The sequence below is a fragment of the Stutzerimonas stutzeri genome (assembly GCF_002909485.1).
GTDB lineage: Bacteria > Pseudomonadota > Gammaproteobacteria > Pseudomonadales > Pseudomonadaceae > Stutzerimonas > Stutzerimonas stutzeri_AH.
Map to the genome: position 1 here is coordinate 555,007 of NZ_PPXG01000003.1, position 14,220 is coordinate 569,226.

Consider the following 14,220-nt stretch of genomic DNA (forward strand, 5'->3'; position numbering starts at 1 on the left):
CGTCGACTCATGCATCAGCCGCGCAGAGTTCGGCCAGTACGCGCAGACGGCGTTTGGGTTCGGCGACATAGGGGTTCTTTTGGTCCCAGGCATAGCCGGCGAGGATCGAGCTGATCATCCGGCGGATTTCCGGCTGGGCGTGTTCGTAGTAGATCACGTCCTGGAAGCTGCAATCGTACCAACCCTCCACATAGGTCCGGAAGGTGTCGACGCCGCGCTTGAGGGGCACGGCGAACTCGGTTTCCCAGTCCACCGTTTCTCCGCGCAACTGGCGGTGCAGCACGGCTGCGGCCATGTGCGCCGAGCGCATGGCGATGGTCACACCGGAGGAGAACACCGGGTCGAGAAACTCCGCGGCGTTGCCGAGCAGTGCGAACCCAGGGCCGTGCAGGCTTTTGACGTTGGCCGAGTAGCCGCCGATCAGGCGTGCCGGCGTGTCCCATTCGGCATTCTTGAGGATGCGCTTAAGGTTTGGCGCTTCCTGAACGAACTCGCGCAGGCAGGCGTCCAGATTCACCGGGCGGCCCTCATAGCGCTCGGCGCTGGCGACCACGCCCAGCGAACAGCGGCCGTTGCTGAACGGGATGGTCCAGTACCAGACGTCGCGCAGCTCGGGATGGGTGGTGATAAGGATCTTCTCGCGGTCGAAGCGCGGATCGTCGATGCGGTCCTCGATATGGGTGAAGATCGCCCGGCGTACCGGAAAGCCGGAGGGCGCCTCCAGATCCAGCAACTGTGGCAGTACCCGGCCGTAGCCACTGGCATCGAGCACGAAGGCGGCTTCGACGCGATACTCACTGCCGTCGGCGCGGCGGACTTGCAGCCAGGGCCGATCGCCGCTGAAGTCGGCAGCAGTGACTTCTTCCTCGTAGCGGATCTCCACACCCTGCAGTTCGGCCTGGTCAGCCAATAGCTTGTCGAAGTCGGCGCGCTGGACCTGATAAGTGCTGCCGTGGCCTTCGGTGAATTTGTCGCGGAAGTCGAACTCGGTATAGCGCTCGCCCCAGCCAAAGGCTGCGCCGTGCTTGGTCTGGAAGCCCGCGGCACGCACCGCTTCGAGCATCCCGGCTTCCTCGATGAAATCCAGGCAATGCGAAAGCAGGCTCTCGCCGATGGAGAAGCGGGGAAAGCGTTGCCGCTCGACGATCAATACGTCATGGCCCTTGCGCTTGAGCAGCGCGCCGGCGATGGCGCCGGACGGCCCGGCGCCGATGATCACGACTTCACGGTGTTGCAACTCAAGCGGCGCCATGGGGGCTCCCTGCATGTGGTGGTGGGTCTTGCTCGATGGTGGCCCAGGGGGCCAGGAAAAAACTGAACGCCAGCCCGAGGCTGACCGTGAGGCCGAAATTACTCACCGCCGGTGTGCTGGAAATAGCCAGCAGACCGAACGACAGCCAGGTGGTGGTCGCCGCCAGCAGCGTGCCGACCAGACTGACCGCCGCACCGCCAACCCGCTCGCGCATCAGGATTGCGTAGTCGACGCCGATCGCGGTGACCAGCAGCAGGCCAAAAAGTCCGAACAGGGTCAGCGGCTGACCGAGCCAGCCCAAACTGGCCAGGCTGGCCAGTGCGGCTAGCAACGGCACCGCGATGCAGCGCAAGGCACCACCAGCGCCGAAGGGCATGCAAAGCAGGGCGAAGATCAGCAGGCTGGCAATTACCTTCAGCTCGGCCGCCTGCAGCTTGGTTTCGGCAAACAGCTGATTGAGCTGCGCTGGCCGATCGATCAGTGTCGTACCTGGAACAGCCTCGGCGATTGCCACCAGTGGTGCGCTGTCGCGCAGGCCTTGCAGGCTGATCAGCCCGGCTACGCCATCACCCGACTGGCCAAGCCAAAGCGCCCGCCAAGCTTCACCCAATGGCCCGGCAAGCGCCGCCTCGATAGTCACCGGCGGCTGTGCCCGCAGGCGCTCGATCTCCATCAGCAGCTGTTCGGGCGCAACGCCCAGCGCTTCAAGTGGCTGGCTCGCGGTGAGCAATTGCGGCAAGGCCGCACGCAGGCGCGTTTGTTCGGATGTCGGCGCGACCAGCTGGCTCAGCGCGAGATGGCCGCCTAACCGTTGCTCGCTTTGCAGGGTGTCGAGCTCTCGGCTCAGCTCGGCCTGGCGCTGGAGCAGCTGGTCGGCATCCGTGGCACGAACGAGGAAGTACTGGCTGGTGGGCTGAAATCCGGTAATCGAACCGATGCGTTCGGCTTGCCGTTGTAGCTCCGGCGCGTTGCTCACCCATTGGCGCAGATCGTCCTTGAACGACAGCTGCAGCACGCCGCCGACGCAGAACAGGCCGAGCCCGGCGAGCAGCCAGGGCGTAGTGATGCGCGCCAACAACGCCTGGCGCAGCTGCAGCCAGTGCCGCGCCCAGCCGAGAGGCTGTGGCCAGGGTGTCAGGCGGCCATTGAAAAAAACGGGCAACAGGCAGGTGGTGCAAAGAAAGGCACCGAGCAATCCGGCAGCGGAGAACACCGCTACCTGGGTTAGCGCCGGAAACGGGGTGAAGGCCAGGGCGAGGTAGCCGATCAGGTTGGTCGCGAGAGCCAAGGCCAGCCCCGGAAGGATCAGCCGCAACGCACGCCGGCCATGCCAGGGTTGCAACGTCCAGCTCTTGGAAAGGTAGTGCAGCGGGAAGTCCAGGCTGACGCCGATCAGGCTGGCGCCGAGTACCAGTGTCAGCACATGCATCTGTCCGAACAGCGCCACGCACGCCGCTGCACCGGCCAACGCGCCGACGGCCACCGGCAGTGCCGCCAGCAGAATGCGCGGGGTGCGAAACAGCCAGAGCAACAGCAGCAAAGTGGCGCCCAGCGAAAGGCTGCCGATCAGGCTGGCTTCCTGGCGTGCCTGCTGCTGGCCGTGGGCAGCATGCAGCAGACCGCCGGCCGCGAGCATTTCGCCCGCGCCGGATTCGACTTTGCCACGCACCGCTGCGACGAGCGCCGCCACCTGCTGCGGCAATTGTTCGTCGAAGGCGTTGCCGTGGGTGCGTGCGTGAACCACGGCCCAGCGCTGGCCGGCATACTCGGCAACCAGGCCGCCGTCCGTGTCTGCCCGCACGTTGCCCGCCTGCGGCAAGCGCTGCAGCGCCAGGCCGGCAATGCCGAGCCAATCCTGTTCCACCGCCAGCGGACTTGCGGCAAATGGGTCGTAGAGCCGCTCGACGCGTTGCAGGATGTACTGCTCGGGGTGCTTGATCAGCTGCTCGCGATCCGCGCTGGCGAGCAACGCCAGTGAGTGCTGCTGCAGCTGTCGATTTACCGCAGGAATATCACTTTTCAGGCTGCTGCGAACCTGCTCGAACAAGCCGCTTTCCAGCAAATCGGTGGCGGCGGTCTCGGCCAGGCGTCGTGCCTGCTGTTCGTCGGCATGCCGGACCAGCAGCATCAGGTCGCGGTTGAGCGGCTCCTGCATGCGTTCGGCCGCCAGTTGCTCAAGGGTGTCATGGCTGCCGCTGGGCAGCAGTTGCAGCAGATTGGCGCTCAGTGGCGGGCCGTTGCGCCATTGCCAGGCGCTCAGTGCCAGCAGGCCGATCAGCGCGAGAGCGAAGAGAATCGCCGGCCAGCGCGAGGAGGGCAGCTGATCAGTTGGCAAGATCGCGCTGCTCGCGGGTGTTGAGGTGGTCGTCGATCTGGCTGTCGAGCAGGCGCAGCACGGTGCGGTCGCCTTGAGCTTCGCGCAACTCGACCTGTGCAACGGTGCCGCCGCCCTCGATCTCGATGGCCTCGAAAACCTGCTTTAGCAGCGCGCCACGCGGGACTAGCAGCAGGCGCCAGGCGCTCGGCTCGCCGCTGAGAGTAAGCTCGAAGTCGCGCTGCAGGGCCAGCGTATCGCCGCTCAGTACGGCGAGGAACAGCTGGTTCTGCCGCGCCGAACTGCCCTTCGGGTCGATCGCCAGCCAACCGTGTTCGTTGCGCCGCGCGATACCTTTCACGGTGATGCGGTAGTCCTGGCGGATCGGCTGCTGCAACAGCCAGAGCAGGCCGCGGTTGCGGGCGAGGACGAAATGGCCCTGGCTGGTCAGCGGTTGCGGCAGCGCGCGAAGGTGCTTTTCCTGAATGAAGTCGCCACGCACCACGGCAGGCTGGCTCAGCTGCTGGGCAAGCTGTTGCAGGTCGAACGCCTGTGCCGGTGCCGTTGCGCTGATCAGCAGCAGGCTGGCGGCGGTCAGCAGTTTCTTCAGCACTATGGCGATCGGTCTCATGCCAGCGCCCGTTCAACCGCGTCGACGAAGATCCGCGGCGAGGCCAGGAGCATCTCGCGGCTTGCCATCTCCACGGCTACCTGCACCGTGCTGCCGCGGGTCATGCGTTCGCCGGTTTCGGCATCGCGGATCAGGTAGTTGATCTTCAGGCGGTTTTCCCACTCCAGCAAGTCGGCACGCACGATGATGCGCTGGTTGAAACGGGCGCCGCGCATGTAGCGCAGCTGCACGTCGATGATCGGCCAGGCATAGCCGGCTTCGCGCATCTGCTGGTAGTTGTGGCCTATGCGTTCGAGCAGCGCGCAGCGGGCGACTTCGAAGTATTTGACGTAGTGGCCGTGCCAGACCACATCCATGGAGTCGACATCGAAGAATGGCACGAGGATCTCGACCTCGGCCTGCAGTACACCCTCCTTACGCATAAAGGCTCCAATGCCGGTTGCGAATCTGCGCGATACACAGGCGCAGTTCGCCTTCCAGTGCGCGGTCTTCGATCAATGGTGGGAAATCCTCGGCCAGCGTGGCGTGCATGGCTGCCAGCGGCGCGGGAAGCTCATGGGCATCGCTCTGACGCTGGCGCAGCCAAACGCCCTGCTGGGCGGCGAGCAGCGTGGCCGCGGCGACCTGCTCGCTCAGCTCCAGGCTGCGCAGGGCATCGCGGGCGGCGATGGTACCCATGCTCACCTTGTCCTGGTTGTGGCACTCGGTAGAACGTGAAAACACGCTCGCCGGCATGCTGTTCTTCAGCGCTTCGGCGGTCCAGGCGCTGGTGCCGATCTGCACCGCCTTGAAGCCGTGGTTAATCATCGCGGTGGCGGCCGGCGCACCGGAAAGGTTGCTCGGCAGGCCATGGTTGTAGCGGCTATCGACCAGCAGGGCGAGTTGGCGGTCGAGCAGGTCGGCGACATTGGCTACCAGGTTCTTCAGACTGTCCATGGCGAAGGCTATATGCCCACCGTAGAAATGGCCGCCGTGCAGTACGCGCTCGTTGTCGGCATCGATGATCGGGTTGTCGTTGGCACTGTTGAGCTCGGTTTCGATGAACTGGCGCAGGAGGCCCAGGCTGTCGGCCAGCACGCCGAGCACATGCGGCGCGCAGCGAATCGAGTAGCGATCCTGCAGGCGGTGCAGGGGCGCCGCTGGTGCGTCGATGGCCAGGTCCTGGCGAATCCAGGCGGCGACCTGGCTCTGCCCCGGATGGGGTTTGGCGGCGAACAGACGCTCGTCGAAATGCTCCGGGTTGCCTTGCAGTGCCACGACATTGAGCGCGGTGATACGGGTCGCCAGCTGCAGCAGGTAATCGGCGCGGGCATAGGCCAGGCAGGCGAGACCGGTCATCACCGCGGTTCCGTTCATCAACGCAAGGGCTTCCTTGGGTCGCAGCGTCAGTGGCGTCCAGCCGAGTTGGCGGTGCACGTCGGCAGAGCTACGGCGTTCGCCGCCAAACAGCACCTCCCGCTCGCCCGCCAGGGCCGCAGCCACGTAAGACAGGGGGGTCAGGTCGCCGCTGGCGCCAACCGAGCCTTCCTCCGGAATCAGCGGCAGCACGTCGTGCTCGAGAAACGCCTGCATGCGATCGAGCAACTCGATGCGCACCCCGGACATGCCGTGGGTCAGCGAACGCAGACGCGCGGCGAGTACGGCGCGGGTGGCTTCGGCATCCAGCAGCTTGCCAAGGCCGCAGCCATGAAAGGTGAAAAGGTGCTGCGGCAGCGCTTCGACCTGATGCAGCGGCACCGCCACCACGCAGGAGTCACCATAACCGGTGGTGACGCCATAGATCACGCCTTCGCGATCCAGCAGCGTGTCGAGGAACTGTGCACCGCGGGCGATGCGGCTGCGGAACGCTTCGTCTGCTTGCAACCCGACCGGCGCACGGCGCTGTGCCACGGCCAGCACATCTTCGATGCGCAGATGATTTTCGCCAAAGATCACGGGCTCAGTCACGACGTCGGTCCTGTGTGTTCCAGAAGGGGTAGAAGTTGAACCACTGTAGCGGTGCCTCCAGGCAGCGCGCTGCGAGGCGATCGGCGTAGCGCTGCACTGCCTGCTTGATCACCGCGTCGCGCTCGGCGCGGCGCCAGTGGATGCGTTCGGCGAAGGGCTCCAGATGCACATGGAAGCGGCCTTCATGTTTGAGGCAGAACAGTAGGTTAACCGGGCATTCGAGCAGGCCGGCAAGCAGCCAGGGGCCCTGGGGAAACGCTGCGGGCTGCCCGAGAAAGTCGACCTCAGCGATGCGCCCGCCATGCAGCGGCACCCGATCGCCAGCGATGGCCAGCCACTCGCCGCGCTCCAGGCGCTGGGAAAGTTGCAACATGGTCGCCGGGTTCAGCTCGCTGACCTGGATCAGGCGCAGGTTATCGGCGCCGGATTGGTCGAGCAGCCGGTTGAACTGTTCGGCATGGCGGGTATGCACCAGTACGTTCATCTGCACTTCGCCGCCCATCTCCGCCAGCGCCCGGCAGATCTCAAGGTTGCCCAGGTGCGAGCCGACCAGCAGCTGGCCACGTGTACCGGCGAAGCTGGCGTGCAGATTTGCCGGGTCGTGGATCACCAGGCGCTCCCGGCCAACGCGCCCGCTCCAGACATCCAGCTTGTCCAGCAGCGCTTCGGCGAAACTCATGAACTGGCGATAGACCGAACGGGTGCTTGGCTGCAGTTCAGTGCGGCCGCTCCAGCGCGTGAGGTTGCCCTGGTATTGGCGTGCGCTGTCACGGGCGCTGCGACCAAACAGGTAGAAATACAGCACGATGAGATACAACAGCGGTGCCATGGCTCGCCGGCCGAGCACGCGCACCGCCCAGGCGGTCAGGCGCATCAGCGCAAAGCTTCCGCGCTCGCGTTGTGCGGCCCAATGCGAGGGCATCGGTGCCTCGCTCATCGCTGCAGTCGCTGGGCAAGCAACTTTGGCGCACGCAGCAACATGCCGAAGAACAGCCGCGCATGCATGGCGGAAATCAGTGCGTTGTCCAGCCACAGGCGGAAGTGCGAGATGCCGTCCTGCGGGTAATGCACCCGCGTCGGTAGCCAGACCATCGGCTGCTGCTGCCAGTGCAGGCGCACCAGAATCTCGGTGTCGAAGTCCATGCGCCGACCCAGGCGCACGCTGTCGATCAGCGCCAATGTCGGCGCCAGCGGATAGACACGAAAGCCGCACATCGAATCGCGGATCGACAGCGACAGCGTGTTGATCCACACCCAGACATGGGTCAGGTAGCGAGCGTACAGGCGGCCCTTGGGGACGCTGGCGTCATAGTGCGGATAGCCACAGATCAGTGCATCCGGTGCCTGGCTGGCGCGATCGAGAAACAGCTCGACGCCGGAGAGATCGTGCTGGCCGTCGGCGTCGACCTGCAGCGCATGGCTGAAACCCAGCCGCTGCGCCTCGTGCAGCCCACTGATTACCGCGCCGCCCTTGCCCTGGTTGTGTGGATGACGGAGCAGGAAGACCTCGGCTTGCTCGGCCAGCTCGTCGATGACCGCCGCAGCGGCAGGGCAGGAACCGTCGTCCACCAGCACGCAGGGCAAATCCGCGGCGCGTAGCGCGGCGACTACGGCGGGCAGGCTACGCTCGTGGTTGTACACCGGGATCACCGCGCAGGGCTTGAACCAGTCGTCCTCCGGCTGCGTGGGAGGGGCTGCCATCGCGGTTGCAGTCGCCGCAACGGCCACGGGTGGCAGCTCGTTCAGGGTGGTCATGGCTGTGCTCCCAGCAGGATGCGTCCGGACGAGCAGGGTTTGCCGTCGTTGTGGTAGGTGAAGTACAGCTTGCCGCGCTCATGGTCGAATCGCAGACTCAACTGCAGTCGGTCGCCGGGGCGGGCGAGCTGTTGGAATTTCAACACTTCCATGCCGCCGAAACGTGGCGGCAAGTCGCCGATCAGTTCGCGTGCCAGGCTCATTGCCCACTCGATCTGGACGACGCCGGGCAGCACCGGTGTGCGCGGAAAATGGCCGCTGAAGTGGGCCAGATCCAATGGCACTGCCAGTTCGATGTGCCAGTGATCATCCTGCCATTGCAGTTGCAGACGTTCTGGTTGCCGGGGGCGCGGTGCCTGCAGCAGCGTGTCCAGTTCGGCCTGAGACAGCTTGCCCTGAGCATTGCTCGGCAGTTCCCGCACCAGCCGCCAGCGCCGTGGTAGGGCCAGCGCCTCGCAGTGGGCGATCAGGTGCTTGCGCAGTGCCTGAGTAACGGCACGTCGCCCCTGATTGCGCAGCGCGAAAAGCCCGGCATCGCTCAGTGCCACAAGCGCGCCGAGGTACGCCCGGTTGTCCTGAATGACGCCGAGGCGCGCCTCGCCGACCCAGGGATGCTCGGCAAGCGCGCTTTCGAGCATCGGCAGCGAGATACGCTTTTCCTCCAGCTTGACGATGCGATCCAGCCGCCCGCGCAGCGCGAAACGGCCGTCCGGTTCGATTTGCACGGCATCGGCGGTCTGCTCCACATGGCCGCGTGGCAGCCATGGCGAAGCCACCTGCAGTGCGCCCTGAACGTCCTGAGCCAGATTGACGCCCGGCAGCGGCTGCCACAGTTGACCGCCCTGGCGCCAGGCGATGCCACCGGTTTCCGAACTGCCGTAGATCTCGGTAGGCCACTGGCCAAGGCGCTGTTGCAGAAGCTCCGCGGCTTCGGTTGGCAATGGGCCGCCCGAGGAGAAAACCCGGCGCACCTGGCGCAATGCCGGCCAGTCGAGGTTGTCACCCATGCGCTTGAGCAGCGCCGGGCTCGCGACCCAGCAGAACGCTGGCTGGGCGCGACTGGCCAGTTGCATGTCCTCGGCGAAGGGCAAAGCCCGGCGCAGCATCGGGCGGCCGGCGCACAGCGGCCAGAGCACCCGAAACAGCAATCCGTAGATGTGCTGCGTGGCGACGCTGCCGATCACAGTTGCATCGCCAAGGTCTGCGCCCCACAGCGCTTCCAGTGCCTGGACTTCGCTGGCGAGCTGGTGCAGGCGTTTGTCGATCAGCTTGGGCTCGCCACTGGAGCCGGAGGTGCAGAGCGTAAGGCCGAGCAGGTCGGGATCGAGCTCGGCAGCAGCAAGCGGGGTAGCCAGCAGATCCGTCAGGTGCAGGTCGCCCGCCTGATCGGTCAGCCAGAGCTCTGCATGAGCGCTCAGTCGCGCGCGGCTCGCCGGCTGCAGGTCTGCAGGCAGCAGCACGCGTATACCAGCACGCCAGGCGCCGAGCAGGGCGACGGCCAACTGCACGGCATCTTCCAGATGCAGGGCGAGCGTTCGCACGCCGCGCTGTTGCAGGCCGCCGGCCAGTTGCAGCGCCTGCTGCTGCAGTTCGCCGAAGGACAGCTCCGGATGCGTGGTTACTGGGCGCGATTCGCTACGCACCAGGAGTTTGCACATTGCAATCCAGTTCACGGGCGACTCCTGACACGCTGACGTATCAGCCATTCACCAGCGAACAGCAGGCCCATCAGGCCGTAGGCGATCAGGCCGTTGTACAGCGTCCACCAGGCCAGCGGCGCCCAAAGCGTCAGCGCTGTAGCAATCGAGCCGTTGAAAATGAAGAAGCCTACCCAGACCCTGGTCACCTGCCGCGTATAGCGCACACCTGAGGGCGGCAGATCCGGCTCCTGCAACCGCGCCAGGCGCTCGATAACCGGCATGCCGCTGAACAGGCTGGTGGCGAACAGCACGAGCATGGCGGCATTGATCAGCACCGGATACCAGCGCAGCAGGATGGCGTTGTCGAGCAGCGCCAGCACCAGGCAGAACAGCAGTGCGACGCCGGCAGTCCAGCGGCTTGCAGAGCGTCCGCTGCTCAGTAAACGCGCGCACCAGAGCGCCCCGAGCAGCGCAGCGAAAACGCGCGGTGAGAGGTGCTCGATGCCGAAATAGACGGCAAAGGGATACGCCAACCCGGCAAGGAGCAGCGCGAAGCCTGCCATCCGGGCCATACCGGCCGGGATGCTGGAAGAGCGTGTAAGCATCAGAAAATCCGGAAAATGCCGTGGGGTGCGCTGTACGTCACCCAGTTGGTGACGCCGAGGCGCTTGTCAGGCCGTCTCCGTGTTGGTCAGACGGTAAACCGCCTCGACCACATCGCCGACGGTGCGCACAGTCTTGAATTCTTCGGCGGCGATCTTCTTGCCGGTCTGGCGCTTGATATGGTCGATCAGGTCGACAGCGTCGATGCTGTCGATTTCCAGGTCCTGGTAAAGATTGGCTTCGAGGGTGATGCGCTCGGGCTCGAGCTCGAACAGTTCGACCAGAGCATCACGCAGGGTCTGGAAAATCTCGTTACGGCTATTCACGGGAGATGCTCCTCAGGCGGTGGCGCGATTGGCGCTGACGAAGGCTGCCAGGCTGTCGACATTGGCGAAATGCTTGCGGGTGTCCTTGGCGTCGGCGTCGATCTTGATGCCGAAGCGCTTCTGGATTGCCAGGCCCAGCTCCAGGGCATCCACCGAGTCCAGGCCAAGGCCTTCGCCGAACAAAGGCTGGTCGGCAATGATGTCGTCCGGACCGAGGTCTTCCAGACCCAGGGCGTCGATGATCAGGTGCTTGATTTCAAGCTGTAGTTGGCTCATCGAATGCGAGCTCCTTTATGAAGTGTCGGTGCAGATGGTCGTTGAGGCGTCGCGAGGCGATCGGTGCTGCGCCCAGGGCGGCGAACTCGCGTGGGTCGATGTCTTCACCCACGCGCAGATGAAAGTGGAATCGCCGTGAAGGAATGCGATACCAGGGCTCGGCTTTAGTCAGGGTAGTAGGCGTCACGCTGATCACCACTGGCGTCACCAGCTGTGCGCCGCGCAGGGCAATGGCAGCGGCGCCCCGGTGGAACTGTGGTGGCTGGCCGGGGGTGGTGCGGGTGCCCTCGGGAAAGATGATCAGCGTCTGGCCTTGCTGCAGTGCTTCGGCTGCTTCGTCCAGCATTTCGGCGCTGCCGTTATTGCTGATGTACTGCGCCGCGCGGATCGGGCCTCGGGTGAAGGGATTGTCCCACAGGCTCTGCTTGACCACGCAGTTTGCGTCACGAATCAGCGCGATCAGCACGACCACATCGATCAGGGACGGATGGTTGGCGATGATCAACTGCCCAGGACGCCCCAGTCGCTCGGCGCCTTCGACCTCGTAGGTCAGCACGCCACTGCGGTACATGAACTGCACGAACATCCAGAACAGCCAGCTGACCGTCTGCCGTGCACGGCGCCGGTGAGTGGCGACATCACCCGGCAGCAGCGAAAGCAGCGGGAAGATGATCAGGCGCAGGCAGAGGCCGCCGATGCCAAATAGGGCGAACGACAGCCCGGTGGCGACCAGTCGCCACGCCCACGGCATGTTTGGGCGCCTCAGCGATTCCGCTGCCAGTTCCATTTGCGCGTCTTCCAGTGATGCGTGAATCGGGGCTGGTCTGTGAGCAGTGCCTTGATCAGCTCCAGGGCGTGAGGTTGTGGCTGTAGCGGCGCAGTTTCATCGGCGGGCTGCAGGTGCAGTTGCCAGCTGTCGCCAGCGGTCAGCCGCAATGCCAGTGCGTAAGGAACGCTGGCATCTTCGATCCAGGGCCGGTAGGCCTCAGGAGGCAACTCCTCGGCGATCACCAGCAGCACGGCCGGAGCACCTTCGCTGAGCAGCAGGGCGGCTTCGAGCACGGCGTGCTCAAGTCCATCGCCCTCGGCTGCCAACGCGGTCATCTCGCTGGAGTCGCCTTGCTGGATGGACCAGAGCCCGACGATGGCGTTGTGAACGGACAGGCTGAATTGAGTCGGCGAAAGCGGCTGTTCATGCGCCAGGTCGCTGAGCAGGGCGAAGTTGCGCGTGGTTTCGCCATGCCGCGAGGCATACACCAGGGGCATTGGTGGCTGCTTCTCGGCCAGCGGCGTGGCGACGGCAAATACCATTCGCGCCAGCCGGCTCAGGCGGCGGCGTTGCATCGCTGGCAAAAAGGCCACGTCCGGTTGCGCTTCCGGGTCGTACTGCCAATCGCCGGACTGCGCCCAGCGCAACCAGTCGGCCTGGCAGGTGAGGCCCGGAGCCCAGGCCTGCCATTGGTCGATGTCGAAGCGAATTGCGCTCATGCCTGCACGGCCACTCGCGAACCCGCGTGACTTGCGCACTGACGTCCGTGTATTGCTTGCATTGGAAGTGCCGCTTGAGAAGAGCCGGCATTATCCAAGTGCAAGGAACGCTAGGCAAACATTGCGACACATATCCGGATGGGAGGTTGCGCCGGACGTGGAACTAGGTCGCAATTCGGTTGTCTGGCGACGGCTACCGCACGCCCTGCTGCGCCAGCCACGTCATCAGCTGTGGCAACGGCATTGCGCCGCTCTGCCGAGCGATCTCGCGGCCTTCACGAAAGAGGATCAGGCTAGGGATGGAGCGGATGCCGAGTTGCGTCGACAGCTGTGCATTGGCTTCGCTGTCGAGTTTGGCCAGGCGGCAGCGGCCTTTGAGCTGGCTGGCTGCCTGGGCGAAGGTCGGTGCGAAGCTGCGGCAGGGGCCGCACCAGCTGGCCCAGACATCCACCAATAGCGGCAGGTCGCCCTTGATCTGGTTGGCGAACTGGCTCTGTTGCAGGTCGAACGGTGCACTCGTCAGAGCCTCGGCCTTGCAACGACCGCAGCGCGGCGTGTCCTGCAGCCGGTCGGCGGGAATGCGGTTGAGGCTGGCGCAGTGCGCGCAGGGGATGATCAGCGATTCGGTCATGGCGAAGCTCCACGGCGGTATGCCGATAATGTGGAGCCTCGCCGTGGGATATCAAGCCGCAGTGTGCTGCTTTGCGACCTTAGCCCTTCGAGGCGCTAAGCGCCTGGGCCAGATCGGCGAGGATGTCGTCGATGTGCTCGATGCCGATGGACAATCGGATCAGGTCCTGGGATACGCCGGCTCTGGCCAGTTCCTCGGCATTGAGCTGACGGTGCGTGGTGCTGGCCGGGTGGCAGGCCAACGACTTGGCGTCGCCGATATTGACCAGGCGCACCACCAGCTTGAGCGCGTCGATGAAGCGCGCGCCGGCCTCCATGCCGCCCTCGATGCCGAAGCAGAGGATCGATGCCGGGGTGCCGTTCATGTAGCGGCGCGCCAACTCATGCTCAGGGTGATCCGCCAGCCCGGCGTACTTCACCCATGCCACCTGCGGATGCGCCTGCAGGTACTCGGCCACCTTCAGTGCATTCTCGCAATGGCGTTCCATGCGCAGCGCCAGGGTTTCCAGCCCCTGCAGGATCAGGAACGAGTTGAACGGCGAAATCGCCGCGCCCATATTGCGCAGCGGCACCACGCGGCAGCGACCGATGAACGCGGCGGGGCCGAACGCTTCGGTGTAGGTGACGCCGTGATAGGAGACGTCGGGCGTGTTCAGCAGCGCGAAGCGTTCCTTGTGCTGTGCCCAGGGAAACTTGCCGGAATCGACCACGATGCCGCCGATGCTGGTGCCGTGGCCACCCATGTACTTGGTCAGCGAGTGCACGACGATGTCCGCACCGTGCTCGAACGGCCGGCAGAGCATCGGCGTGGCAACGGTGTTGTCGACGATCAGCGGCACGCCGTGGCGATGCGCGGCTTCGGCCAGGGCGGCGAGATCGATGATGTTACCCGCCGGGTTGCCGATGGACTCGCAGAACACAGCTTTGGTGCGCTCATCGATCAGCGCCTCCAGTGCGGCGATGTCATCGTGGGCGGCGAAGCGCACTTCGATGCCCTGGCGCGGCAGCGTGTGGGCGAACAGGTTGTAGGTGCCGCCGTAGAGCTTGGCCACCGAGACGATGTTGTCGCCCACTTCGGCGATGGTCTGGATGGCGTAAGTAATTGCCGCCATCCCCGAGGCAACGGCCAGTGCCGCCACGCCGCCTTCCAGTGCCGCTACTCGTTGCTCGAGCACGTCGGTGGTGGGGTTCATGATGCGCGTATAGATATTGCCCGGCACTTTCAGGTCGAACAGATCCGCACCATGCTGGGTGTCGTCGAAGGCGTAGGAGGTGGTCTGGTAGATCGGCACCGCCACCGCTCGGGTGGTGGGGTCAGGACTGTAGCCGGCGTGGATGGCGAGGGTTTCCAGTTTCAT

The 14,220-nt window shown here is 64.9% G+C and carries 15 protein-coding genes; all 15 read right to left on the reverse strand.

Features of this window, described 5'->3' with window-relative positions:
* Nucleotides 1-7 precede the first annotated feature (7 nt).
* The gene (locus CXK91_RS10015; RefSeq protein WP_103455993.1) at nt 8-1,252 is read right to left on the reverse strand and encodes an NAD(P)/FAD-dependent oxidoreductase; all 1,245 of its coding nucleotides are present in this window, start codon (nt 1,250-1,252) and stop codon (nt 8-10) included.
* A complete protein-coding gene (locus CXK91_RS10020; RefSeq protein WP_103455994.1) occupies nt 1,239-3,587 on the reverse strand; it encodes an MMPL family transporter in 2,349 nt (782 codons plus the stop codon). The genes CXK91_RS10015 and CXK91_RS10020 overlap by 14 nt, the downstream gene beginning before the upstream one ends.
* Nucleotides 3,577-4,197 carry an outer membrane lipoprotein carrier protein LolA gene (locus CXK91_RS10025; RefSeq protein ID WP_103455995.1) on the reverse strand — a complete coding sequence of 207 codons (621 nt, stop codon included), beginning with the start codon at nt 4,195-4,197 and terminating at the stop codon, nt 3,577-3,579. Before CXK91_RS10025 ends, CXK91_RS10020 begins: the two co-directional genes overlap by 11 nt.
* Nucleotides 4,194-4,619 carry an acyl-CoA thioesterase gene (locus tag CXK91_RS10030; RefSeq protein ID WP_103455996.1) on the reverse strand — a complete coding sequence of 142 codons (426 nt, stop codon included), beginning with the start codon at nt 4,617-4,619 and terminating at the stop codon, nt 4,194-4,196. The genes CXK91_RS10025 and CXK91_RS10030 overlap by 4 nt, the downstream gene beginning before the upstream one ends.
* Entirely contained in the window at nt 4,612-6,144 is a 1,533-nt protein-coding gene (locus CXK91_RS10035; protein ID WP_103455997.1) for an HAL/PAL/TAL family ammonia-lyase, read from the reverse strand. Before CXK91_RS10035 ends, CXK91_RS10030 begins: the two co-directional genes overlap by 8 nt.
* Nucleotides 6,137-7,081 carry a glycosyl transferase gene (locus CXK91_RS10040; RefSeq protein WP_103455998.1) on the reverse strand — a complete coding sequence of 315 codons (945 nt, stop codon included), beginning with the start codon at nt 7,079-7,081 and terminating at the stop codon, nt 6,137-6,139. Before CXK91_RS10040 ends, CXK91_RS10035 begins: the two co-directional genes overlap by 8 nt.
* Nucleotides 7,078-7,845: a glycosyltransferase family 2 protein gene (locus CXK91_RS10045; RefSeq protein ID WP_181003943.1), complete on the reverse strand. Its 768-nt coding sequence runs from the start codon at nt 7,843-7,845 to the stop codon at nt 7,078-7,080. Before CXK91_RS10045 ends, CXK91_RS10040 begins: the two co-directional genes overlap by 4 nt.
* 50 nt (nt 7,846-7,895) lie before the next feature.
* The gene (locus tag CXK91_RS10050) at nt 7,896-9,572 is read right to left on the reverse strand and encodes an acyl-CoA synthetase family protein (RefSeq protein WP_103456000.1); all 1,677 of its coding nucleotides are present in this window, start codon (nt 9,570-9,572) and stop codon (nt 7,896-7,898) included.
* Nucleotides 9,569-10,111 (reverse strand): hypothetical protein, encoded by a 543-nt coding sequence (locus tag CXK91_RS10055; protein ID WP_103456076.1) that lies wholly within the window; start codon nt 10,109-10,111, stop codon nt 9,569-9,571. Before CXK91_RS10055 ends, CXK91_RS10050 begins: the two co-directional genes overlap by 4 nt.
* Nucleotides 10,112-10,210: 99 nt before the next feature.
* Complete coding sequence (locus CXK91_RS10060; RefSeq protein ID WP_103456001.1) at nt 10,211-10,468, reverse strand: acyl carrier protein; 258 nt, start codon at nt 10,466-10,468, stop codon at nt 10,211-10,213.
* Nucleotides 10,469-10,480: 12 nt separating this feature from the next.
* Nucleotides 10,481-10,744, reverse strand: a complete 264-nt coding sequence (locus CXK91_RS10065) for a phosphopantetheine-binding protein (RefSeq protein WP_103456002.1) — start codon at nt 10,742-10,744, stop codon at nt 10,481-10,483.
* Entirely contained in the window at nt 10,725-11,531 is an 807-nt protein-coding gene (locus CXK91_RS10070; protein ID WP_103456003.1) for a lysophospholipid acyltransferase family protein, read from the reverse strand. Before CXK91_RS10070 ends, CXK91_RS10065 begins: the two co-directional genes overlap by 20 nt.
* Nucleotides 11,507-12,232, reverse strand: coding sequence for a beta-ketoacyl synthase chain length factor (locus CXK91_RS10075; protein ID WP_103456004.1), 726 nt, complete (start codon nt 12,230-12,232; stop codon nt 11,507-11,509). Before CXK91_RS10075 ends, CXK91_RS10070 begins: the two co-directional genes overlap by 25 nt.
* Nucleotides 12,233-12,425: 193 nt before the next feature.
* Complete coding sequence (gene trxC / locus CXK91_RS10080; protein ID WP_103456005.1) at nt 12,426-12,863, reverse strand: thioredoxin TrxC; 438 nt, start codon at nt 12,861-12,863, stop codon at nt 12,426-12,428.
* 79 nt (nt 12,864-12,942) lie between these two features.
* Entirely contained in the window at nt 12,943-14,220 is a 1,278-nt protein-coding gene (locus CXK91_RS10085) for a bifunctional O-acetylhomoserine aminocarboxypropyltransferase/cysteine synthase (RefSeq protein ID WP_103456006.1), read from the reverse strand.